This window comes from Escherichia sp. HH26CH, from assembly GCF_009820205.1.
Lineage (GTDB): Bacteria > Pseudomonadota > Gammaproteobacteria > Enterobacterales > Enterobacteriaceae > Escherichia > Escherichia coli_F.
Map to the genome: position 1 here is coordinate 18061 of NZ_VNXM01000058.1, position 21837 is coordinate 39897.

22 protein-coding genes are annotated in these 21837 nt (G+C 52.9%); 4 read left to right on the top strand and 18 right to left on the bottom strand.

What is annotated here, in order from left to right; translation table 11 throughout:
• Positions 1 to 93: 93 nt before the first annotated feature.
• The 5 genes from gntU to FQ015_RS18420 all read right to left on the bottom strand — a co-directional run bounded on the left by gntU (position 94) and on the right by FQ015_RS18420 (position 5179).
• Positions 94 to 1434, bottom strand: a complete 1341-nt coding sequence (gene gntU, locus FQ015_RS18400; RefSeq protein ID WP_000210111.1) for a gluconate transporter — start codon at positions 1432 to 1434, stop codon at positions 94 to 96.
• A 3-nt stretch (positions 1435 to 1437) separates the two neighbouring features.
• Positions 1438 to 1965 carry a gluconokinase gene (gene gntK, locus FQ015_RS18405; protein ID WP_000108321.1) on the bottom strand — a complete coding sequence of 176 codons (528 nt, stop codon included), beginning with the start codon at positions 1963 to 1965 and terminating at the stop codon, positions 1438 to 1440.
• A gap of 139 nt (positions 1966 to 2104) precedes the next feature.
• Positions 2105 to 3100 carry a gluconate operon transcriptional repressor GntR gene (gntR, locus tag FQ015_RS18410; RefSeq protein ID WP_000730252.1) on the bottom strand — a complete coding sequence of 332 codons (996 nt, stop codon included), beginning with the start codon at positions 3098 to 3100 and terminating at the stop codon, positions 2105 to 2107.
• Between the two features lie 223 nt (positions 3101 to 3323).
• Positions 3324 to 4019 carry a quercetin 2,3-dioxygenase gene (yhhW, locus tag FQ015_RS18415; protein ID WP_000639823.1) on the bottom strand — a complete coding sequence of 232 codons (696 nt, stop codon included), beginning with the start codon at positions 4017 to 4019 and terminating at the stop codon, positions 3324 to 3326.
• A gap of 122 nt (positions 4020 to 4141) precedes the next feature.
• A complete protein-coding gene (locus tag FQ015_RS18420; RefSeq protein WP_000236268.1) occupies positions 4142 to 5179 on the bottom strand; it encodes an oxidoreductase in 1038 nt (345 codons plus the stop codon).
• Positions 5180 to 5513: 334 nt separating this feature from the next.
• On the opposite strand from FQ015_RS18420, the gene yhhY reads away from it, so the two are divergent.
• Both yhhY and FQ015_RS18430 read left to right on the top strand, forming a co-directional pair.
• The gene (gene yhhY, locus FQ015_RS18425; protein WP_001353623.1) at positions 5514 to 6002 is read left to right on the top strand and encodes an N-acetyltransferase; all 489 of its coding nucleotides are present in this window, start codon (positions 5514 to 5516) and stop codon (positions 6000 to 6002) included.
• 109 nt (positions 6003 to 6111) lie between these two features.
• The gene (locus FQ015_RS18430; protein WP_000611634.1) at positions 6112 to 6396 is read left to right on the top strand and encodes a YrhB family protein; all 285 of its coding nucleotides are present in this window, start codon (positions 6112 to 6114) and stop codon (positions 6394 to 6396) included.
• Positions 6397 to 6433: 37 nt separating this feature from the next.
• Here the strand turns inward: FQ015_RS18430 and ggt are convergent, their stop codons facing one another.
• On the bottom strand, positions 6434 to 8179 hold the full coding sequence (gene ggt / locus FQ015_RS18435; protein WP_160524349.1) for a gamma-glutamyltransferase: 1746 nt from the start codon (positions 8177 to 8179) through the stop codon (positions 6434 to 6436).
• Positions 8180 to 8298: 119 nt separating this feature from the next.
• On the opposite strand from ggt, the gene FQ015_RS18440 reads away from it, so the two are divergent.
• Positions 8299 to 8739 carry a DUF2756 family protein gene (locus tag FQ015_RS18440; protein WP_000826137.1) on the top strand — a complete coding sequence of 147 codons (441 nt, stop codon included), beginning with the start codon at positions 8299 to 8301 and terminating at the stop codon, positions 8737 to 8739.
• Here the strand turns inward: FQ015_RS18440 and ugpQ are convergent.
• The 11 genes from ugpQ to livK form a co-directional block, all read right to left on the bottom strand.
• Positions 8726 to 9469 (bottom strand): glycerophosphodiester phosphodiesterase, encoded by a 744-nt coding sequence (gene ugpQ / locus FQ015_RS18445; RefSeq protein WP_160524350.1) that lies wholly within the window; start codon positions 9467 to 9469, stop codon positions 8726 to 8728. The two genes, FQ015_RS18440 and ugpQ, sit on opposite strands and share 14 nt — an antisense overlap.
• The gene (gene ugpC, locus FQ015_RS18450) at positions 9466 to 10536 is read right to left on the bottom strand and encodes a sn-glycerol 3-phosphate ABC transporter ATP binding protein UgpC (RefSeq protein ID WP_000907804.1); all 1071 of its coding nucleotides are present in this window, start codon (positions 10534 to 10536) and stop codon (positions 9466 to 9468) included. Before ugpC ends, ugpQ begins: the two co-directional genes overlap by 4 nt.
• A 1-nt stretch (position 10537) precedes the next feature.
• Positions 10538 to 11383, bottom strand: coding sequence for a sn-glycerol-3-phosphate ABC transporter permease UgpE (gene ugpE, locus FQ015_RS18455; RefSeq protein ID WP_160524351.1), 846 nt, complete (start codon positions 11381 to 11383; stop codon positions 10538 to 10540).
• Positions 11380 to 12267, bottom strand: a complete 888-nt coding sequence (gene ugpA / locus FQ015_RS18460) for a sn-glycerol-3-phosphate ABC transporter permease UgpA (RefSeq protein WP_000099289.1) — start codon at positions 12265 to 12267, stop codon at positions 11380 to 11382. The genes ugpE and ugpA overlap by 4 nt, the downstream gene beginning before the upstream one ends.
• 175 nt (positions 12268 to 12442) lie before the next feature.
• On the bottom strand, positions 12443 to 13759 hold the full coding sequence (ugpB, locus tag FQ015_RS18465) for a sn-glycerol-3-phosphate ABC transporter substrate-binding protein UgpB (protein WP_000803191.1): 1317 nt from the start codon (positions 13757 to 13759) through the stop codon (positions 12443 to 12445).
• Positions 13760 to 13991: 232 nt separating this feature from the next.
• Complete coding sequence (locus FQ015_RS18470) at positions 13992 to 14738, bottom strand: hypothetical protein (RefSeq protein WP_105278591.1); 747 nt, start codon at positions 14736 to 14738, stop codon at positions 13992 to 13994.
• 118 nt (positions 14739 to 14856) lie between these two features.
• Positions 14857 to 15570, bottom strand: a complete 714-nt coding sequence (gene livF, locus FQ015_RS18475) for a high-affinity branched-chain amino acid ABC transporter ATP-binding protein LivF (RefSeq protein ID WP_000416895.1) — start codon at positions 15568 to 15570, stop codon at positions 14857 to 14859.
• 1 nt (position 15571) lies between these two features.
• A complete protein-coding gene (gene livG / locus FQ015_RS18480; RefSeq protein ID WP_000082094.1) occupies positions 15572 to 16339 on the bottom strand; it encodes a high-affinity branched-chain amino acid ABC transporter ATP-binding protein LivG in 768 nt (255 codons plus the stop codon).
• Entirely contained in the window at positions 16336 to 17613 is a 1278-nt protein-coding gene (livM, locus tag FQ015_RS18485) for a branched chain amino acid ABC transporter permease LivM (RefSeq protein ID WP_000803807.1), read from the bottom strand. The genes livG and livM overlap by 4 nt, the downstream gene beginning before the upstream one ends.
• On the bottom strand, positions 17610 to 18536 hold the full coding sequence (gene livH, locus FQ015_RS18490; protein ID WP_001295097.1) for a high-affinity branched-chain amino acid ABC transporter permease LivH: 927 nt from the start codon (positions 18534 to 18536) through the stop codon (positions 17610 to 17612). The genes livM and livH overlap by 4 nt, the downstream gene beginning before the upstream one ends.
• A gap of 47 nt (positions 18537 to 18583) precedes the next feature.
• Complete coding sequence (gene livK / locus FQ015_RS18495) at positions 18584 to 19693, bottom strand: high-affinity branched-chain amino acid ABC transporter substrate-binding protein LivK (RefSeq protein WP_160524352.1); 1110 nt, start codon at positions 19691 to 19693, stop codon at positions 18584 to 18586.
• A 423-nt stretch (positions 19694 to 20116) separates the two neighbouring features.
• Here livK and panM point away from each other — a divergent pair, with 423 nt between their 5' ends.
• Positions 20117 to 20500: an aspartate 1-decarboxylase autocleavage activator PanM gene (gene panM, locus FQ015_RS18500; protein ID WP_000778764.1), complete on the top strand. Its 384-nt coding sequence runs from the start codon at positions 20117 to 20119 to the stop codon at positions 20498 to 20500.
• 199 nt (positions 20501 to 20699) lie between these two features.
• Here the strand turns inward: panM and livJ are convergent, their stop codons facing one another.
• Positions 20700 to 21803, bottom strand: a complete 1104-nt coding sequence (gene livJ / locus FQ015_RS18505) for a branched chain amino acid ABC transporter substrate-binding protein LivJ (protein WP_001021996.1) — start codon at positions 21801 to 21803, stop codon at positions 20700 to 20702.
• Between the last annotated feature and the right edge of the window lie 34 nt (positions 21804 to 21837).

Consider the following 21837-nt stretch of genomic DNA (forward strand, 5'->3'; position numbering starts at 1 on the left):
CAGGTAAATTTGCGAGAGAGATCAAAAAGATGAAGAGAGGAGATAAGAGAAATGAATTACTGCGAGCTAGCTCGCAGTAATTTGTCGCAGTAATTAACTCAACAGCTGGAACGCAATCATCCCAACGATGGCACCGACAGTACCGAGGATGGTTTCCATCATGGTCCAGGTTTTCAGCGTTTCGGCTTCAGTCGCGCCGGTAAATTTACCGAACAACCAGAAACCGGCGTCGTTAACGTGGCTGACAACAATCGAACCACCGGCGATACAAATCGACAGCGCCGCCATTTGCGCACCGGAGTAGTTCAGTTGTTCAATAACCGGCATCACTAGTCCCACCGCCGTTAAACAGGCAACGGTGGCAGAACCCTGAATGATGCGCACTGCAGCTGCCAGCACGAAGCAGGTGATGGCAATCGGCAGGCCCATGCCAGTTAACGCTTCGCCCAGCGCCGGACCTACGCCAGAGTCAACCAGCACCTGTTTGAACACGCCGCCTGCACCAATCACCAGCAGAATAATCCCCGCCGGTTGCAGCGCGTGACCGCAAATCTCCATCACTTTGTCTTTCGGCATACCCTGACGCATCGCCAGGCCGTAAATTGCTACCAGGCAAGCGACCAGAATTGCGGTAAACGGATGACCGATAAACTCGAACCATTCGTAAGCGGTAGAGCCTTCCGGCACAAAACGCGCGGCAATGGTTTTCAGCCCCACCAGCACCAGCGGCAGCAGGATCAGCGACAGGCTGAATCCGAAGGACGGCATTTTGCCTTCGCCGAGATGCGGTTCGCTGATATCGTCAGGAATATGCAGCTCCACGTAGCGGCTGATGAAATTACCCCACAGCGGCCCGGCAATAATCATTCCCGGGATTGCCGCACACAGGCCAATCAGGATCATCCAGCCAAAGTCAGCGTTCATCTGCGATGCCAATAGCATTGGCGCAGGCCCCGGCACCAGGAACGCCGCCGCTGCCGCCACGCCTGCGAATAATGGGATTACCAGTTTCACCAGGTTCGTACCGGTGTGGCGCGCCATTGAGAAAGCAACGCTAATCAGCAGAACAATCGCCACTTCAAAGAACAGCGGTAGCGCACAGACCAGACCCGCAAGGCCAATGGCATAATGCGCACGACTGTGACCGAAGGATTTGAGCATTTTGACGGCAATCTGATCGACTGCGCCGGTTTCATGTAAGATCTTGCCAAACATGGCTCCCAGGGCGACAACTACCGCCAGGAAGCCGAGGGTGCCTCCCATCCCTTTTTCCATCGTCGCTGCGATTTTATCGAGCGGCATACCAGAAAAAAGGCCAGCCCCCATAGACACCACCATCAAAGCCAGGAAAGCGTGCATACGCGCCTTCATGACTAAAAACAGCAGCAGTAAAACAGACCCTACTGCTGTTAAAACAAGCGTTAATGTAGTCACTACTTATTTGCCTTTATTAATAACCTCAATGGTGCTTGCCACAACACCTTCCAGCGGTTGATCGATATCCACCACCAGTACATCGGTTTCGTCCGCACCCGGCTCCTGCAGCGTTTCAAACTGCGTCACCAGCATTTGGGTTTTAAAGAAATGGCCTTTGCGCGCTTTCAGACGGCTTTCAATTACATCAAAATCGCCTTTCAGGTAGATGAAAGAGAGATTCGGATTACCTTCACGCAGCAGGTCGCGATAGTGCTTTTTCAGTGCAGAACAGACGATCAGCGACACTTTATTGGTGCGCTGCATGGCAAACGCGGCGTCGTTAAGCGCCTGTAACCATGGTTTGCGATCGTCGTCGTTCAGCGGTTCGCCAGACGCCATTTTTTCGATATTGCAGCGCGGATGGAGGAAATCGCCATCAAGAAACGCGGCATGAAGTTGATGCGCCACTTCACTGGCGACTGCAGATTTGCCGCTGCCCGATACGCCCATCAAGACGTAAATGTGGTGATCATGGTTAGTCGTGCTCAAAGTGGTGCCCCCACAATACAAGAATCAGAAAATGTTACGGGTAACTGTTATCGGTAACATTGTCCAGCCGGACAAAAACAGAAGCAATATCCATCCGTGCCTTAAGTGTATAAGTGTGAGCTACTTCAAATTTGTGAGCTTAAATAGATCCGCCCGGTGACAAGGTGAAACCTAAATCTAACATTTTCGGTGTCACAGATTCGCCACGAATACGCGCCAGCAGGCGCTCAGCGCCAATGCTGCCCATCCGCTCACGCGGCGTCAGCACGCTCGCCAGCCGTGGCTCCATCACCTGACCAATGTCATGACCGTGGAAACCGGCAATCGCCATATCGTCAGGAACTTTCAGCCCCAGACGCTGACATTCAAACGCCGCGCCGACCGCCAGGTCATCATTAGTACAAAATACGCCATCCAGCTGCGGATATTCCCGCCGCGCCTGGCGAATCAGTTCAATACCGGAAGAGTAAGAAGAAGATTGCTCGACCATCACGCTATACGGCACCAGGCCTGCATCCAGCATCGCCTGCTCATATCCCTTCTGTTTGATGATAGTACGTTCGTCGAGGCGTGCGCCGAGATAGGCAATGTGACGATGCCCGCGAGCAATAATGGCGGTGGTCATCTGGCGTGCCGCTTCAAAGTTATCAAAACCGACGGCGATATCGAGACACGGCGACTTACTGTCCATCAGCTCCACCACCGGAATACCCGCTACTTCAATCATCTTTAAGGTGCGGGGCGTGTGGGTACGTTCGGTGAGAATAAGTCCGTCGATATTCCAGGAAAGCATTGATTCGAGGCGTTCTTGCTCCATTTCCGGTTTATAACCGTAGTGCGCCAGCATCGTCTGATAACCGTGTGCGTCGGTGACGCTTTCGATACCGCGTAATACTTCAGCGAAAACCTGGTTGGTGAGTGAAGGTAACAGGACGCCAATCGCCCGGCTGGTGGCGTTAGAGAGGATATCGGGCGCGCGATTGGGAATATAACCCAGTTCATCAAGAGCGGCGGCAATCTTGCCACGTAGAGCGACGGAAACCTGCTCCGGGTTGCGTAAAAAACGGCTGACCGTCATTTTGGTCACGCCAACACGGTCAGCCACATCCTGAAGTACGGGTCTTTTCTTTTTCATCGTCCTGAAGGTACAAAAGAGATAGATTCTCTTAGTTTAACACGGACGCATCAGAACCTTCCCGGAGAAAACAGTGCTTGTTTACAATAATTAGATATACACTAAATCAATTGCATCGCATTGTGCTAAAGACGCGACAAAACCCCGGTCGCGTACATCAGCACGCGACCGGGGCGAGCGATGAAGCCCGCAAAAAGGCAGGCTTCAAAAATGCCGTTGAGCTTTAAACCGGCGGCAGATCGAACAGTAACACTTCGCTGTCGCTATCCGCATGGATGGAGATTGCCTGCTCATCCCAGATTGCCAGACCATCGCTGGTCGAGGCTTTCACGCCGTTAATGGTGACATTGCCTTTCACCACCTGGATCCAGACGCGGCGTTCAGCGGCAATCTGATGCACCGACTGCTCATCTTTCACCAGCGCCCAACGGTACAGCTCCATATCCTGATGCACTTTCAACGAACCATCTCGCGCATTAGGCGAAAGCACCAGCTGTTTACCCTGTACGGCATCGAAGCGACGTTGTTCATAACGTGGCGTAATGCCGTTTTCTTCTGGCATGATCCAGATCTGATACAGATGCAGACGCTCGGTACTGCTTGGGTTGTACTCTGAGTGACGAATACCCGTACCCGCACTCATAATCTGGAACTCGCCCGCCGGAACCTGCTCTTTATTGCCCATGCTGTCCTGGTGCTCAACAGTACCTTCCAGCACGTAGGTCAAAATTTCCATATCTTTATGCGGGTGAGTGCCGAAGCCCTGCCCTGCTTCAATCACGTCGTCGTTAATCACGCGCAGCGCGGAAAAGCCCATAAAGTTCGGGTCGTAATAGTTGGCAAAAGAGAAAGTATGCCAGGAGTCCAGCCAGCCATGATTTGCATGACCACGTTCATTTGCTTTGCGTAAGTAGATCATTTGTATTCGCCCCCTGAATGATTTCGATGGGCTTAGTGTGGACCCGATCCGCCTGGGATGATAGAGGGTGAAAATTGACCCCTCTGTTCAAAAAAATTGAACTATTCGAGAGGTCATCAAACTTACTTCGCAAGAGTCACTGTGGAGGGAGAGGCTTGCTCAAAACCGCGTTCAAGGATTTCCAGATTGGTAAGAACTTCAGATTCCTTGACGTAATTTGGTGCACCGTTGGTGATGGTTTGGTACAACGCATCATAAACGCGTCCGTAATCGCCCATCTCCGGCTTCATCTCTTCTCTGACCGTAACGCCCTCGTCATTGACATACTCCAGCACACCGACCGAATCATCCGCTGCGAATCCCGGCTCGCCCGGCATAATATTAGCCTTCAGGCTGGTTTCCTGCTGGTCGATACCATATTTAATAAACGAACCTTTCTTCCCGTGAACGATAAATTTCGGATAATCGATTTTCACCAGATGGCTGGTTTTGACGATGGCTTTTAGATCGCCATAAAACAGCTGCGCTTCGAAGGTGTCGTCAGGATTGGCTTTATTACGCAGGCTGCGGATGTCATAAGCGACGTGATCCGGGCGACCGAACAGCGAGATTATCTGGTCGAGGGTATGCACACCAAGGCCATAGAACGCGCCATCCTGCGGCAGTCCAGGTTTGGTTTCTGCCACCGGGCGGTAATAGTCAAAATGGCTTTCCACTTCGACAATCTCTCCCAGCTTGCCGCTTTCAATCGCTTTTTTCGCCATCAGAAAACAGGAGTCAAAGCGACGATTCTGATACGGCGTAACGGTCAGCCCTTTGCTTTTCGCCAGCGCAAACAGCTCTTTCGCCTGCGCAAGTGTCGGGGTGAACGGTTTTTCGACCAGCACATTTTTCCCGGCTTCCAGCGCGCGTTTCGCGTACTCGAAGTGGCTGTCCGCATGAGTGCAGACGACAATCAACTTAACGTCGGGATCGTTTAGCACTTCGTCGAGATCGCTGGTGAAATGAATATGGGAATAAATGGGAGCCTGTTCTTCCGGCTTCGCATGGCGGCGAAAAATATGCGCGACATGCCAGCTATCCTTGCGGTTAAGTACATACGGCAGATGGTAACGGGTGGTGCTTTTGCCGAAGCCAATAAAGGCGCAGTTGATGACCATGATTTCGTCCTTTTTAAGGTGGTTATCTACCACCTTAGCGCAAAGCGGACGCGGTTCCTACAGGAGTGCGCATAACAAACACAAGCACTTCCCGTGGATAAATTGAGAACGAAAGGTCAAAAAAAAAGCCAGCACCCGGCTGGCTAAGTAATACTGGAAGCAATGTGAGCAATGTCGTGCTTTCAGGTTCTCCGCGAGGGTCTTCCTGATCGCGAGACAATAATAATCATTCTCATTCGCACTTGTCCAACACTTTTTGCAAAAAAATGCATTTGACTCGCATTTGAAAGTCAATGATGTTGAAAGGGACATTTACCCCAAAGAGGACAAAGGAATGAGTGAGATAGTAATACGCCATGCAGAAACACGGGATTACGAGGCCATCAGGCAGATTCACGCCCAGCCGGAGGTGTATTGCAACACACTACAGGTGCCTCATCCTTCCGATCATATGTGGCAGGAGCGACTCGCCGATCGTCCCGGCATCAAGCAACTCGTCGCCTGTATTGATGGAGACGTTGTGGGTCATCTCACTATTGACGTGCAACAACGCCCACGCCGCAGTCATGTTGCCGACTTTGGTATCTGTGTCGACTCCCGCTGGAAGAACCGCGGCGTCGCCAGCGCCCTGATGCGAGAGATGATTGCAATGTGCGACAACTGGTTGCGGGTAGATCGTATTGAACTAACGGTGTTCGTTGATAACGCGCCAGCAATTAAGGTCTATAAAAAATTCGGCTTTGAGATTGAAGGGACTGGCAAGAAGTACGCATTACGAAACGGTGAATATGTCGATGCGTATTATATGGCGCGTGTGAAATGAACATCATTAACTTATTGTAAATTACAATATTTTATTAAGGCTTTGTTGGATATGTTGCGCTTGAAAAAAAGCATGACCTAACTGCCCCATCGGAAAATCCAGAATCATTATGATTAATTATCAGGAAGCATTCGCGAAAGCGAACCATTACCTTGATGATGCAGATCTCGCCGTCGTCATTACTCTACATGGACGCTTTAGCCAGGGCTGGTATTTCTGTTTCGAAGCACGAGAATTTCTCGAAACTGGTGATGAGGCCGCGCGCTTAGCTGGTAACGCACCTTTTATTATTGATAAAGACAGTGGTGAAATTCATTCGCTGGGAACGGCAAAGCCGCTGGAAGAATATCTACAGGATTATGAAATAAAAAAAGCTACCTTCGGCTTGCCCTGACAATACGGCCCTCTTCCCACGAAGAGGGCCGCTAACCTTAGTACCCCGCCGTTAAATCATCCACCGAGCGCGGGTCGGATGCACCGTACAACTCACCGTCAGGCCCAACCATAATGCTTTGTGTACTGCCCATCGCCTCTTTCAGCGCCACTTTCTGACCTTTTGCTTCCAGCAGCTTGAGCGTATCCGGACTAAATCCTTTCTCGACACGCAGCTCGTCCGGCAACCACTGATGGTGGAAACGCGGCGCATTGGTCGCTTCGGCGACATTCATGCCATAATCGATGCTGTTCACCACCATTTGCAGCACAGTGGTGATAATTCGGCTTCCGCCAGGGCTACCGGTCACCAGCCAGGTTTTTCCGTCTTTCACCACAATGGTTGGTGACATCGATGACAGCGGACGTTTATTCGGCCCGACAGCGTTAGCATCGCCGCCCACCAGCCCGTAAACGTTCGGTACGCCTGGTTTGGCGGAGAAATCATCCATCTGATTATTAAGCAAAATACCGCTCTCGCCCGCGACAATGCCCGTACCGAAGGTGGTGTTCAGCGTATAGGTCACCGCCACGGCGTTACCGTCTTTATCCACCACTGAGTAATGGGTAGTTTGATTACTCTCATAAGGCGCAAGCTTGCCAGGACGAATTTCGCTGGATGGCTTCGCTTTATTGATATCGATTTGATCGGCAATAGATTTGGCATAGGCTTTATTGGTCAGCGCCTGCCACGGTACTTTGACAAAATCCGGGTCGCCAAGATATTCCGAGCGGTCGGCGTAGGCGTATTTCTCCGCTTCTGCCATGATTTGCATCGCATCGGCGCTGCCAAAGCCGTATTTCTGCATATCGAAGTTTTCCAGAATATTGAGGATCTGCACGATATGAATCCCGCCGGAAGATGGCGGTGGCATGGAGTAAACCTGATACCCGCGATAATCGCCACTTATTGGTGTACGTTCGACCGCTTTATACGCCGCTAAATCTTCTTTAGTGATCAAGCCACCGTTTTTCTGCATCTCCTGGGCGATCTGTTCCGCTATCGTGCCTTTGTAGAATTCATCCGGGCCGTTTTCGGCAATCATCTCCAGGCTCTTTGCCAGATTCGTCTGTACCAGCTTGTCGCCCTTTTTCAGCGGTTCGCCCTCTTTCCAGAAGATAGCTTTGCTGTTTTCGTGATTTGGTAGCACTTCACTGCCGTAGGTTTTGAGATCGTCTGCCAGCGCATCGTTAACGATAAAACCATCGCGTGCCAGTTTAAACGCAGGCTGCACAACTTTGTTCAGCGGCATGGTGCCGTATTTCTCCAGCGCCAACGAGAAGCCCGCTACCGTACCGGGTGTGCCAGAAGCAAGATGCGAAGTGAGAGATTTTTTGCTGTCCGGGTTGCCCTGATCATCAAGGAACATATCGCGGGTCGCTTTGGCGGGTGCCATTTCGCGGAAATCGATGGCGGTGGTATTGCCATCTTTAGTGCGGATCAGCATAAAACCGCCGCCGCCCAGATTCCCTGCCTGCGGATGCGTTACCGCCAGCGCGTAGCCCACTGCCACGGCAGCATCAACGGCATTCCCGCCCTGCTTAAGGATATCTACCCCCACCTGAGTGGCAGTGGCGTCCACAGATGCTACCATCCCCTGCTTCGCGCGTACCGGATGGAAGACATCCTCCTCCACGCCATACGAGACTGGCGGCGGCGCAGGTGGCGCGGCGACAGCACTAAAACAACTTCCTGTGAGCAGAGCAGCAATAGCCACCCGGCGTAAAAACGTCGGTTTTATCATCGTTATACTCCAGAGATTAAGGGGCAACCCCAGCTAAGCCTGGTATATAACTCTGAATTAATCCTGATGATTGCAGGAAAGGAGTAAACTTAAAGAATATCTTCAGAGGAGGATACGCGATGAAACGACTTCTGCTTTTGACGGCACTCCTGCCTTTTGTCGGCTTTGCACAGCCCATTAATACTCTGAACAACCCTAACCAGCCGGGGTATCAGATCCCCAGCCAGCAGCGAATGCAAACTCAAATGCAAACGCAGCAAATCCAGCAAAAAGGGATGCTGAATCAGCAACTGAAAACGCAAACACAGTTGCAACAGCAGCATTTAGAAAATCAGCTTAATAGCAACTCGCAGCGGGTATTGCAGTCACAGCCGGGGGAGCTAAATCCCGCCCGGCAGCAAATGCTGCCCAACACCAACGGCGGGATGTTAAACAGCAACCGTAATCCGGATAGTTCGTTGAATCAGCAGCATATGTTGCCAGAGAGAAGAAACGGCGACATGCTGAATCCGCCCAGCACGCCGCAGCCTGATATTCCGTTGAAAACTATTGGGCCGTAAAGTTCGGGCCAATCACATCAATCGCATCGGTACAGATGCAATCCACGCCCCAGCGCAGCAACTCTGCCGCGCGCTGGGGTTTGTTGACGGTATAAACCAGAATCCGTAATCCAGCGTCTTTCAACTGCATCACTCGCGCTTTATCGAGCAACTTATGATTGAGATGAATAGAGACGCAGCCCAGCCGCGTGGTCAGTTCGCGCCAGTCGTCGCGCCACTCATCCAGCAACAAACCGCGCGGCAGTTCCGGTGCAGCCTGGTGCGCGGCTTCTAAAGCATCAATCTCAAACGATGACAGCAGCGGCGGCGTCATACCAGCCCACAGTTCGCTCGCCGCCAGCGATACCATTTTACCCGTTAATGGACCAGTGCCAGTGGTGGGTTTGATTTCAATATTTGCCATCATCCCATGTTCACGGCAGCGTTCCGCCACCTGCGAAAGCAACGGCAGCGGCTCACCTTTAAACGCTTTGCTGTACCAACTGCCCGCATCCACGCGCAGTAAATCCTGCCAGTTCAGTTCGCCCGCGACGCCCCAGCCGTTGCTGGTGCGTTCGAGATTATCGTCATGCAGCAGGAAGATCTCACCATCTTTCGATAACTTCGCATCAAATTCGATCATCTTATGACCGTATTTTGCCCCAACGTCGATTGCCGCCAGGGTGTTTTCCGGGGCCAGCTTACCGCCGCCACGGTGGGCGACAATGCGGGGATAAGGCCAGTTACTCATACTCGTTGTCCTGTTTCACCATCAAAAAGATGCAGCTGATTTTCCGGCAGATGCAGCCACAGCGTGCTGCCTGTCGTCGGGCGCTCCTGATGCGCCAGTCGCACCACCAGCTTCTGTTCGCCCCAGCGTCCGTGCGCCAGGTTATCTGCGCCGAGGATCTCCAGCGTGTCCATCACCAGCGGTATGCCGCCTTCTGCCTGCGAACTTAACGCAATATGTTCCGGGCGAATGCCAAGAGTCATTTTACGCCCGGCATACTGACGGTAGCCACCGTTTAGCGGTAGCGCGATACCGCCATCCAGTTCGAAATGCGTGCCTTCGTTATTCACGCGGCCTGTCAGCAGGTTCATCGCCGGACTGCCGATAAAACTCGCCACAAACAGAGTGGCGGGCTTTTCGTAGACTTCAACTGGCGTGCCAATCTGTTCGGCAACGCCGCCGTTCATCACCATTACCCGCTGAGCGAGCGTCATCGCCTCAACCTGATCGTGAGTAACGTAGAGTGAAGTCGTTTTCAGGCGACGGTGCAGTTGTTGCAGCTCAAGGCGCATCTGCACGCGCAGCTTGGCATCGAGGTTAGAGAGCGGCTCATCAAACAGGAACACCGCCGGATCGCGCACAATCGCACGGCCCATAGCTACACGCTGACGCTGACCGCCAGAAAGCTCACGCGGACGGCGCTTGAGCAGGCCATCCAGCTCCAGAATGCGCGCCGCTTCTTTAACACGTTCGGCAATTTGCTGCTTGCCCATACCGCGAATTTTCAGCCCCCACGCCATGTTTTCTTCGACACTCATATGCGGATAAAGCGCGTAGTTCTGGAACACCATCGCAATCCCGCGATCTTTCGGCTCCATTTCGGTCACGCGTTGGTCGTTAATCCAGATATCGCCTTCGGTGACCCGCTCCAGCCCGGCAACCATGCGCAGCAGCGTGGATTTCCCGCAGCCAGACGGCCCGACCATCACGATAAATTCGCCATCCGCCACATCAAGGGTCAGCGGTTTAATGACCTGGGTTTTGCCATCCCAGCTTTTGGTTACTGCCTGTAATTTCAGTCCTGCCATCTTATTTCTCACTATCGACCAGGCCGCGCACGAAGGCACGCTGCATCACTAAAACAATCACCACCGGAGGGATAAGCGTTAACAACATCGCCGCCATCACCGAATTCCATTCCGTGGTGCCTTCGCCTGTAGCGATCATCCCTTTGATTCCTGCCACGGTGGTGCCGAGATCAACATCGGTAATAATCAACAACGGCCACAAATACTGGTTCCAGCCGTAAATAAAAGTGATCACAAACAGCGCCGCCAGATTGGTTTTCGACAGCGGAAAAACGATGTCGCAGAAGAAGCGCATCGGCGACGCGCCGTCGATCCGTGCGGCTTCCACCAGCTCATCCGGCAGCGTCATAAAGAACTGGCGGAACAGGAAGGTAGCGGTCGCCGAGGCCATTAATGGCAGCGTTAAGCCAGCGTAGCTGTCGAGCATGTTCAGGTTGGCGATGACTGCTACCGTCGGGAAGATACGCACTTCAACTGGCAGCATCAGGGTGATAAAAATCATCCAGAAGAAGAGGTTACGTAGTGGAAAACGAAACCAGACAATGGCAAATGCCGAGAGCATCGAGACGGTAATTTTGCCGAGCGTAATGCTGAACGCCATCACGAAGCTGTTAAGCAACATCCGCCAGAACGGCGCACTATTCGTGCCTACCCCGTTTACCCAGATGTTGTGGATGTTTTCCAGCAGATGCGTGCCGGGGATTAGCGTCATCGGCGCGGCATAGACTTCTTGTTTATCCAGCGTCGCCGCGACAAACGCCACGTACAGCGGGAAGAGGATCACCGCGATCCCGAGGATCAGCATGGTATGGCTGAATATTGTCAGCCACGGACGGTTCTCAATCATTGGTAACGCACCTTGCTTTCAACATAGCGGAACTGCACCACCGTCAGCACGATGACGAGGAACATCAACACCACCGACTGCGCGGCAGACGAAGCCAGATCCAGTCCGGTAAAGCCTTCGCGGTAGATCTTATAAATCAGCGTCGTGGTGGCCTGTACTGGTCCGCCGGACGTGGCGGCGTCGATCACCGGGAAGGTATCGAAGAAGGCGTACACCAGGTTCACCACCAGCAGGAAGAAGCTCACCGGGGCGATAAGCGGCAACGCAATCTTAAAGAAGCGGCGAATTGGACCTGCGCCGTCGATGGCTGCGGCTTCAATCAACGAACGGGGAATGGATTGCAGCGCGGCATAGAAGAACAGAAAGTTGTAGCTGATTTGCTTCCATACTGAGGCAAACACCACCAGGAACATTGCCTGACCGCTGTTTTGCGCATGGTTCCAGTCGTAGCCGAACTCAGCGAGAAAATGAGTGATCAGCCCGCGACCAGGGTTAAACAGGAAGATCCACAATACAGCGGCAACGGCGGGAGCCACGGCATACGGCAGCAGCATTAAGGTTTGATAGAAACGGCTGCCGCGCACGATGTACTCCACCAGCGCCGCGAAGAACAGCGACACCAGCAAACCGCTGACGGTGACAAAGGTGCTGAATTTTATCGTCGTCCAGAAGGAGTCGAGATAGTAGCTGTCATGAAACAGCGTGACGAAGTTATCCAGGCCGACAAACTGGCTGGAAAAGCCAAACGGATCGACGCTTTGTAGCGAGTACCACAACGCTTCGCCCGCAGGCCAGATAAAAAAGATAACGGTGATGATAAGCTGCGGCGCGACCAGCAAATAAGGCAGCCAGCGCGAGCGGAACACCGGACGGGATGATGACATAGTTAAACTCTTCGTGTTGTGTTCCCCTCACCCCGGCCCTCTCCCCAGAGGGGCGAGGGAGAAAGGCGGTGCATACTTTCCCACCGAGCGAAGTTGCAAACCGACACGGCACCTGGATACCACGCCGATCGGTCCCCTCTCCCTTTGGGAGAGGGTTAGGGTGAGGGTAAGAGAATTAAGACTTCGTAGACTGCTCAAAGCGGCGCAGTAACTGGTTCCCACGCTCAACAGCGGTATCCAGCGCCTGCTGTGGCGTCTTCTTACCGGTCCACACGCTTTCCAGCTCTTCATCCACAATCACGCGGATCTGCGGCATATTGCCCAGACGCAGCCCTTTGGTGAACGGCAACGGCGGCTTGTTCAGCATCTGACGCGTCGCGGTATCCGCCCCTGGGTTTTTCTCGTAAAAGCCCTGCTCACGGGTCAGGTCATACGCCGCTTTGGTGATTGGCAGATAACCGGTTTTCTGATGCCACTCGGCAGCGTTTTCTGGCTTCGCGAGGAAGTCGAGGAACTTCGCCACGCCGGTGTAAGTTTCTTTATCTTTGCCCTGCATCACCCACAGGCTGGCTCCGCCGATAATGGCGTTTTGTGGCGCATCTTTCGCGTCGGCGTCGTATGGCATCATGCCTACGCCGTAGTTGAATTTGGCGTACTCGCGAATGTTGGCAAGAGAACCCGAAGAGGCGGTCGTCATCGCGCAATCACCGTTATAGAACTTCTCGGTAGATTCATCCTTACGCCCTACGTAACTGAAATCGCCCTTCTTGTTCATCTCTTCGAGCATGGCGATGTGTTTCACCTGCTCCGGCTTGTTGAACTCAAGCACCGCGTCCGTGCCGTCAAAGCCGTTGTTTTTGCTGGCAAACGGCAGACCGTTCCAGGCGCTAAAGTTTTCCAGTTGGATCCAGCCCTGCCAGCCGCTGGCGTAGCCGCACTTCATACCGGAGGCTTTCAGTTTCGCGGCATAGTCTGCCAGATCCTGCCAGGTTTTCGGCGGCTGTTCCGGGTCTAATCCCGCTTTCTTGAAAGCATCTTTGTTGTAATAGAGAACAGGAGTCGAGCTGTTGAACGGCTGGGAGAGTAAGTGGCCGGTTTTGCTGTCGGAATAGTAACCTGAAACCGTCGGCACAAACTGCGACTCATCGAATTGAATCCCCGCCTCTTTAAACACGTCATACACCGGTTTAATGGCTTTCGACGCCATCATGGTGGCGGTGCCAACTTCATAAACCTGCAAAATAGCCGGAGCGTTGCCGGTACGAAATGCGGCAATCCCCGCACTTAAATTCTGTTCGTAGTTGCCTTTATAGGTCGGTACAATTTTGTAATCCGGGTTTTCGGCGTTAAAACGTTGAGCCAGAGAATCCACCTCTTTACCCAGTTCCCCTTCCATAGAATGCCAGAACGGAATGGTCGTCACTGCCTGTGCATTCCCCATTAACGCCAGTCCGAGCGCCAGTGCTGAAGCTGTATAATGTAACGGTTTCATCGTTTATCTCTCTTGTTGTACCGAATGCGCGAATTCACGCGTTTTATGCTCGCGGGGTAACATGACATGCTCGAATTACAGAAAAATAACTTTTTTGTTACATTTGTAAGATAGTAAGGTGTCAGAAAGATGACAAGGCGGTGACGGTACGGGTGAGGGAAAATGGGAGATGGGGCACGGATAATGCTACGTTCACAAAAATTAACGCGCCAGAGACTCTCTGGCGCAGCGCCTATCGAACAATACTCTGCTTCAGCCGTTCGTTGGCAGTCTTAATCCATTCCCGGTGGTGTTTTCTATAATGAGGTCTTGAGCGTTTAGCCGTATCAACCACAGCAACATACTGCTCGTTGGCTTCACGCAACCGACTCATTTTCGCCAGCATTTCCGCATAGAAAATACGTGCCTGAGGGCCGGGGTAATAAGAAATCAATACTTCAAACTCGCTTTCTGCGTCAGCGTATTTCTCCTGGGCTGCTAAGGTTCTGGCGAATAACAAGTGTCCGTCTGCCGACTGAAAATCAGGGTTATAACGTATCACATCTTCCAGCGTCTGCTGACAGGCGGCGAACTCCTGAATGGCAAACTGCGCCTGCGCCAGGCTTAGCATCATTGCCGCTTCATGGACGAATATCCCGCTTAACGCCTGATGATAATGGGGAACGGCTTCGTGATAACGCCCAAGGCGCGCCAGTTCGTTAGCTAACGCATAATGGTTTTGATTGGTCTCGGCAATCGCCAGCTCTTCGGTTAATTTGTGCAGGTGGCGTTCCGGGCTGATTTTGTCCTGCAGGCGCATCAGCAAAGTACGCCCGTGACGGTCAGCGCCCGTTTCAGGCAGCATAACCATGACGAAATACGCCACGCAGCCAATCACCGGAAAACAGAAGATAATAAAAATCCAGTATCGCTCTTGTCCGGAGCGATAAGCGTGAATACAGCAAAGCAGTTCAAGCATGACGACAACGGCATAATGCATGGGAGGGAACCTTTCCGTGGCAAATAAGTGGTCTGGTTTTAATCCTCCCGGTCAGTTGAAACAAGTCTGTATACGGACGAAGAACCCGGCAGAAGCTGGCTGCCGGGTATTCGATAATTTACCCGCCTAAATATGCACTTCTCACTGCTTCATTCGCCAGCAGCGCGTCGCCGGTATCGGAGAGCACTACATGACCGTTTTCCAGCACGTAGCCGCGATCCGCCAGCTTTAGCGCCTGGTTGGCGTTCTGCTCGACGAGGAAGATGGTCATCCCCTGCTCGCGCAGCTGCTCGATGGTGTCGAAAATTTGCTGGATGATAATCGGCGCAAGACCGAGCGATGGCTCATCAAGCAACAATAAACGCGGGTTGCTCATCAAAGCGCGACCAATCGCCAGCATCTGCTGCTCACCGCCGGACATGGTGCCCGCCCGCTGAACACGGCGCTCATGCAGACGTGGAAACAGTTCATAGACCCACTTTATGCGTTCCTGGAACTGGTCACGTTCAGCAAAAAAACCGCCCATCGCCAGGTTCTCTTCCACCGTCATCCGCGAGAAGACGCGGCGTCCTTCCGGGACAATCGCCACCGCTTCGCGCATGATTTTCGCCGTCTGCCAGTCGGTAATGTCTTTATCATCAAACACAATTCGCCCGCTGGTGGCGCGTGGGTCGCCGCATAACGTGCCGAGCAAGGTGGTTTTCCCCGCCCCGTTCGCGCCAATCAGCGTGACAATTTCGCCCTGATTGATATGCAGGCTCACCTCATGCAGCGCCTGGATTTTGCCGTAGTGGGCGCTGACTTTGTCAAAGGACAACATGACTTTTTCCATCTTATGCCTCACCTAAATAGGCACGGATCACGTCCGGGTTATTACGGATCTGCTCCGGCGTACCGTTTGCCAGCGGCGTCCCCTGATTGACCACGTAAATTCTGTCTGAAATCCCCATCACCAGCTTCATATCGTGTTCAATCAACAAGATAGTGGTGTTGTGATGGTTACGCAGTTCGGCAATCAGCTCATCCAGCTCTTTCGTCTCTTTCGGGTTAAGACCTGCTGCCGGTTCGTCGAGCATTAAAATCTCCGGCTGCGTCACCATACAGCGGGCAATCTCCAGACGACGCTGGTCACCATAGGCCAGGTTGCTCGCCTGGCGGTTGGCGTGTTCCAGCAAACCAATGCGCTCAAGCCAGGTTGCGGCACGGTCGAGGGCTTCGCTCTGGGCGCGGCGGAAAGAAGGCGTTTTCAACAGGCCGGAGAACAGCCCGGATTTCAGTTGCTGATGCTGCGCCACCAGCAAGTTTTCAATCACCGTCATTTCACGGAACAGACGCACATGCTGGAAGGTGCGCACCACGCCCATGCGGGCGATTTGCTGGCCGGGCAAACCTTCCAGATGCTGATCGCGCAGTAAAATAGTGCCACCGGTGGGTTTGTAGAAACCGGTCAGGCAGTTAAAAACCGTGGTTTTTCCGGCACCGTTAGGGCCGATTAACGAGACGATCTCCTGCGGGTACAGTTCAAGATTGACGTTATTCACCGCCAGCAGGCCGCCGAAGCGCATCATCAGGCCGTTAACGGATAATAATGGCTGACTCATGCCTGCTCTCCTTTCGCTGCGCCGTTTTTCAGCTTGAGTTGCGGGCGCGTCATGGGCAGCAAGCCCTGCGGACGCCAGATCATCATCAGCACCATCAAACCACCGAGCATTAACATGCTGTATTCGTTGAAATCACGCATCAACTCGCGCGACACCACCAGCAAAATTGCCGCCAGAATCACCGCAAACTGCGATCCCATACCGCCGAGCACCACTATCGCCAGCACAAAGGCTGATTCGGCAAAGGTGAAAGATTCCGGGCTGACAAATCCCTGACGCGCCGCAAACAGCGTTCCGGCAAAACCGGCAAACGCGGCACTGATGGTAAAAGCGGTCAGCTTGATACGACGCGGACTTAAGCCCAGCGAACGACAGGCGATTTCATCTTCACGCAACGCTTCCCACGCGCGGCCCAGCGGCATTCGCAGTAAGCGGTTAATGACAAACAGGCTTAACACCACCAACAGTAACGCCACCAGGTAGAGGAAGATGACGCGATCGGACGGGTCGTATTTCAGGCCAAAGAAATTGCTGAACGTATCCCAGCCGCCTTCGCGGGCGGTGCGACTGAACTCGAGTCCGAAGAGAGTCGGTTTCGGGATCTGACTGATTCCGTTCGGACCGCCGGTGATTTCCGTGTTATTGAGCAGCAATATGCGCACAATTTCGCCGAAACCGAGAGTAACGATCGCCAGATAGTCGCCACGTAAACGCAACACCGGGAAGCCGAGCAGGAAGCCCGCCGCCGCCGCCATCAACCCGGCAATCGGCAAACAGGTCCAGAAGCCAAGACCGTAATAGTGATTGAGCAAGGCAAAGGTGTAAGCGCCGATGGCGTAAAAACCACCGTAACCCAGTACCAGTAAGCCAGACAGCCCCACCACCACGTTCAACCCGAGGCCGAGGATAATGTAGATCATGGTCAGGGTGGCGATATCCACCGTCCCGCGCGACACCATAAACGGCCACGCCACCGCAAGCACCAGCAGTGCGACGAGGAACAGCTTTTGCTTCACCGTGGAACCATCAATTGCGGGCAGAATAAACTTCGGTCCGGAAACGCTTTTCAACCCTTTCTGAAACGCAGGTCGCACAAGCTGGAAGAAAAAGACCACCGCCGTGCCAATAAACACCCACTGCCAACGGATGTCTGAAGCCGTGTCGACCACCAGTTTGGTGCCGTCCAGCTCCAGTTGCACACCCATAAAGACGCCCGCGAGAACAAAGAACATGGCGGCAGAGAGCAGCGCCATTGCAATATGCATCGGTTTCATACTTTCTCTACCTCCGGGCGACCCAGAATACCGGTCGGCATCACCAGCAGTACCAGAATCAGCAGGGCAAATGAAACCACATCCTTATATTCCGTACTCAGATAGGCAGAAGAGAGCGCTTCCGCAATCCCCAGGATCAGGCCGCCAATCATCGCTCCCGGAATACTGCCAATCCCACCGAGTACCGCAGCAGTAAAGGCTTTCATCCCGGCCATAAAGCCGATGTAGGGATTAATTACGCCGTAGAACTGGCCGAGCAACACGCCGGCCACCGCCGCCATCGCCGCGCCAATCACAAAGGTCAGCGCAATCACCCGGTCAGTGTTGATGCCAAGCAGGCTCGCCATTTTCAGATCTTCCGCGCAAGCACGACAGGCGCGCCCCATGCGGGAATAGCGGATGAAAATTGTCAGCGCCAACATGGCGAGGAAGGTAACAATCCAGATCACCGCCTGCATGGTGGTAATAGAGGCAGAGAAGTTTTCACTATGGCCCACAACCCACTGACCGTTAAACAGGCTGGGTAGCGCCACGTCGCGCGAACCTTCGGTCAGGCTGACGTAGTTTTGCAGGAAGATGGACATGCCGATTGCGGAAATAAGCGCAATCAGGCGCTTAGAGTTACGCACCGGGCGGTAAGCCACCCGTTCGATACTCCAGCCATAGGCGCTGGCAATGACGATTGCGCCGACGAATCCCGCCGCCACCAGCAGCCAGCCGGTATCAATGCCCAGCATCATCAGTGCGGCGATGATCATAAAGGAGACGTAGCTGCCGATCATATAAACCTCGCCGTGGGCGAAGTTGATCATGCCGATAATGCCGTAAACCATGGTGTAGCCGATGGCTATCAGCGCGTAGGTACTGCCCAGCGTGACGCCGTTAAACATCTGCTGCAAGAAATACAAAAACTGCTCAGACATAAGGTAACCTTTCTAAAACCGCCCGCATTTCACGGGCGGTGGGATGATCACTTGGCTGCCGTCGATGAACCGTCGGCGTGCCACTGGAAGACACCAAAATCAAATCCCTTAAGATCGCCTTTTTCATCCCAGTTCAGCGGCCCAATCACGGTGTTTGCACCGTTAGCTTTTAAATCTTTCACCAGCGCCAGCGGCTCATCGCTGCCGGTACGCTCAAGGGCAGTCGCCAGAGATTGCACCGCCGCGTAGGTGATCCAGACATATGGCCCGGACGGCTCTTTCTTGTCTGCTTTCAGCGCATCAACGATGCCTTTGTTTGCCGGGTCCTGGTCATAGCGTTTTGGCATAGTGACCAACATACCTTCGGCGGCATCACCAGCAATGTTCGACAGCGACGCATTACCCACCCCTTCCGGCCCCATAAACTGAGTTTTCAGGCCAACGGAACGGGCCTGGCGCAGCATCTGCCCCATTTCCGGGTAGTAACCGCCGTAGTAAACGAAGTCGATATTTTCTTTTTTCAGGCGGGCGATCAGCGCGGAGAAATCTTTCTCACCAGCGGTAATACCGTCGAAGAAGACGACGTTGGCATTGGCTGCTTTCAATCCGTCCTGCACCGAACGCGCCAGCCCTTCGCCATACTGTTGTTTGTCGTGAATGATGGCGATGCGCTGGGGCTTCACCGTCTCAAGAATGTATTTTGCCGCTGTTGGCCCCTGGGAAGAGTCCAGCCCGGCAGTACGCATGATGTGTTGATAACCGCGTTGAGTCAGCTCCGGGTTGGTCGCCCCCGGCGAGATCATCAAAATACCTTCATCTTCGTAGATATCTGATGCAGGTTGGGTAGAAGAAGAACACAGATGACCAATAACGTATTTAATGCCGTCGTTAACGATTTTGTTGGCGACCGCAACGGCTTGTTTCGGGTCGCAGGCGTCGTCATATTCCACGCCCACCAGCTTATCGCCTTTAATTCCCCCTTTGGCATTAATGTCTTTAATCGCCTGACGCGCGCCGTTAAATTCCATATCGCCCCACTGGGCAATCGGACCGGACATCGCGCCGACAACGGCAACTTTAATATCGTCGGCCATAGCGGTGTGTGAAATTGTCAGTGCAATCATCCCTGCGATGATAGTTTTCGCATTCCGTTTCATAGTCAAAAATCCCCATTCGTGATGTTGTGTTGCTTTGTTTTTATGTGTTAACAAATCAGACTGTACTTTTTTTATACTGCACTGTTTTTGCCTGTCGGATTAAGGGTTTAGCGCAGTGTTTTGTGATAATAGCGATTAAAATCCCTATTTTTCAGTCGATTAAGAACAGATAATATTCTGAATTTATTGATAGATAAACAGAAAAAAGCGCCGTTGTCAGCATAAAATAACGGTACAAAGGGCGGAATAATTCACTACCATTCAGGGGATTATGCTGGACATTTTTCATTCTCTAATGTTTTTAATTTGTAATTATTGCTGTTAAAAAATTAATCACCTGCCAAAAGAAATAAAAAAGAGAAAGCCTCCGATTAAATTATTTCGCTACACTGGTTCCACTTTTGTGATTTACACGGGTTCCCCATGAAGCTGACCATCATTCGATTAGAACACTTTAGCGACCAGGACCGGATTGATCTGCAAAAGATCTGGCCGGAGTACTCCCCTTCCTCTTTACAGGTTGACGATAACCACCGTATCTACGCCGCGCGTTTTAACGAGCGCCTGCTCGCGGCCGTGCGGGTAACCTTAAACGGCACCGAGGGGGCACTGGATTCCCTGCGCGTGCGGGAAGTCACCCGACGTCGCGGTGTGGGGCAATATCTGCTGGAAGAGGTTTTGCGTAACAATCCTGGCGTTTCAGGCTGGTGGATGGCGGATGCAGGCGTGGAAGATCGCGGCGTGATGACGGCGTTTATGCAGGCGCTGGGGTTTACGGCACAACAGGGCGGCTGGGAGAAGCGTTAATCGTCAAGTTTGATTTCAAAAGTGATGACCAACGAGAAATTGCCTGATGCGCTACGCTTATCAGGCCTACAATGTGTGCTGCAATTTACTGATTTCTTTGGATCTTGTAGGCCGGATAAGGCGTTTACGCCGCATCCGGCATGAAGCAACGTACTCGATATTAGCAATTTGGCGGCAACCCAAAGTTGCCGATTAATGATTACTTCGCATCGGTCGCCGTGCCGTTGGCGTGCCAGTCAAATACGCCGAACTCAAAGCCTTTCAGATCACCTTTCTCATCCCAGGTCAGCGGCCCCATCACGGTATCAACCGAGTTCGCTTTCAGGTATTTCGCGATCTCAGCCGGATCGTCAGACTGATTCAGGCCCGCCTGCAAAGATTGCAGCGCGGCGTAGGTGGTCCAGACGAACGCGCCGCTTGGGTCCTGTTTTTTCGCTTTGATCGCGTCAACAATTGGTTTGTTCGCCGGAACCTGATCGTAGTTCTTCGGCTTGGTTACCAGCAACCCTTCCGCTGACTCGCCCGCAATGTTAGACAGCGAGACGTTAGCCACGCCTTCCGGCCCCATAAACTGGGTTTTCAACCCTGCCGCGCGTGCCTGACGCAGGATCTGCCCCATTTCCGGGTGGTAACCGCCGTAGTAAACGAAGTCGATATTCTCTTTCTTCAAACGCGCCACCAGCGTTGAGAAATCTTTTTCCCCGGCAGTGATGCCATCAAAGAACACCACGTTAGCATTGCCTTTCTTCAGGCCGTCCTGCACCGCTCGCGCCAGACCTTCGCCGTATTGCTGTTTGTCGTGAACGATAGCAATACGCTGCGGTTTCACTTTCTCAAGAATATATTTCGCCGCCGTCGGCCCCTGGTCGGAATCCAGGCCGGTGGTGCGCAGGATCAGCTGATAGCCACGGGCGGTCAGCTCTGGTGCGGTTGCTGCTGGGGTGATCATTAAAATGCCTTCGTCTTCGTAGATGTCAGACGCTGGCTGCGTTGATGAAGAACAGAGGTGGCCAATGACATATTTAATGCCGTCGTTAACGACTTTGTTCGCCACCGCGACCGCCTGTTTCGGGTCACAGGCATCGTCATATTTTACGATTTGCAGTTTGTTGCCTTTGATACCGCCTTTAGCGTTAATATCCGCAACTGCCTGCTCTGCGCCAGTAAACTCCTGGTCGCCGTACTGGGCCACCGGACCGGACATTGCGCCCACAACCGCGACTTTAATATCTTCTGCCAGAGCCATATTGCTGAATGCCAGCGCGATACATCCTGCCAGTAACGCTTTACCCTTTATATTCATCCTGAGAATCCCCATTCATCTGGTTATTACGTGT

Coding starts and splice junctions, on each gene's coding strand:
- ggt (WP_160524349.1), bottom strand. CDS start 8,179: ATGATAAAACCGACGTTTTTACGCCGGGTGGCTATTGCTGCTCTGCTC.
- livG (WP_000082094.1), bottom strand. CDS start 16,339: ATGAGTCAGCCATTATTATCCGTTAACGGCCTGATGATGCGCTTCGGC.
- livM (WP_000803807.1), bottom strand. CDS start 17,613: ATGAAACCGATGCATATTGCAATGGCGCTGCTCTCTGCCGCCATGTTC.
- ugpB (WP_000803191.1), bottom strand. CDS start 13,759: ATGAAACCGTTACATTATACAGCTTCAGCACTGGCGCTCGGACTGGCG.
- ugpC (WP_000907804.1), bottom strand. CDS start 10,536: ATGGCAGGACTGAAATTACAGGCAGTAACCAAAAGCTGGGATGGCAAA.
- gntR (WP_000730252.1), bottom strand. CDS start 3,100: ATGAAAAAGAAAAGACCCGTACTTCAGGATGTGGCTGACCGTGTTGGC.
- FQ015_RS18430 (WP_000611634.1), top strand. CDS start 6,112: ATGATTAATTATCAGGAAGCATTCGCGAAAGCGAACCATTACCTTGAT.
- livF (WP_000416895.1), bottom strand. CDS start 15,570: ATGGAAAAAGTCATGTTGTCCTTTGACAAAGTCAGCGCCCACTACGGC.
- FQ015_RS18420 (WP_000236268.1), bottom strand. CDS start 5,179: ATGGTCATCAACTGCGCCTTTATTGGCTTCGGCAAAAGCACCACCCGT.
- FQ015_RS18440 (WP_000826137.1), top strand. CDS start 8,299: ATGAAACGACTTCTGCTTTTGACGGCACTCCTGCCTTTTGTCGGCTTT.
- panM (WP_000778764.1), top strand. CDS start 20,117: ATGAAGCTGACCATCATTCGATTAGAACACTTTAGCGACCAGGACCGG.
- yhhW (WP_000639823.1), bottom strand. CDS start 4,019: ATGATCTACTTACGCAAAGCAAATGAACGTGGTCATGCAAATCATGGC.
- livK (WP_160524352.1), bottom strand. CDS start 19,693: ATGAAACGGAATGCGAAAACTATCATCGCAGGGATGATTGCACTGACA.
- livJ (WP_001021996.1), bottom strand. CDS start 21,803: ATGAATATAAAGGGTAAAGCGTTACTGGCAGGATGTATCGCGCTGGCA.
- yhhY (WP_001353623.1), top strand. CDS start 5,514: ATGAGTGAGATAGTAATACGCCATGCAGAAACACGGGATTACGAGGCC.
- ugpQ (WP_160524350.1), bottom strand. CDS start 9,469: ATGAGTAACTGGCCTTATCCCCGCATTGTCGCCCACCGTGGCGGCGGT.
- ugpA (WP_000099289.1), bottom strand. CDS start 12,267: ATGTCATCATCCCGTCCGGTGTTCCGCTCGCGCTGGCTGCCTTATTTG.
- livH (WP_001295097.1), bottom strand. CDS start 18,536: ATGTCTGAGCAGTTTTTGTATTTCTTGCAGCAGATGTTTAACGGCGTC.
- ugpE (WP_160524351.1), bottom strand. CDS start 11,383: ATGATTGAGAACCGTCCGTGGCTGACAATATTCAGCCATACCATGCTG.
- FQ015_RS18470 (WP_105278591.1), bottom strand. CDS start 14,738: ATGCATTATGCCGTTGTCGTCATGCTTGAACTGCTTTGCTGTATTCAC.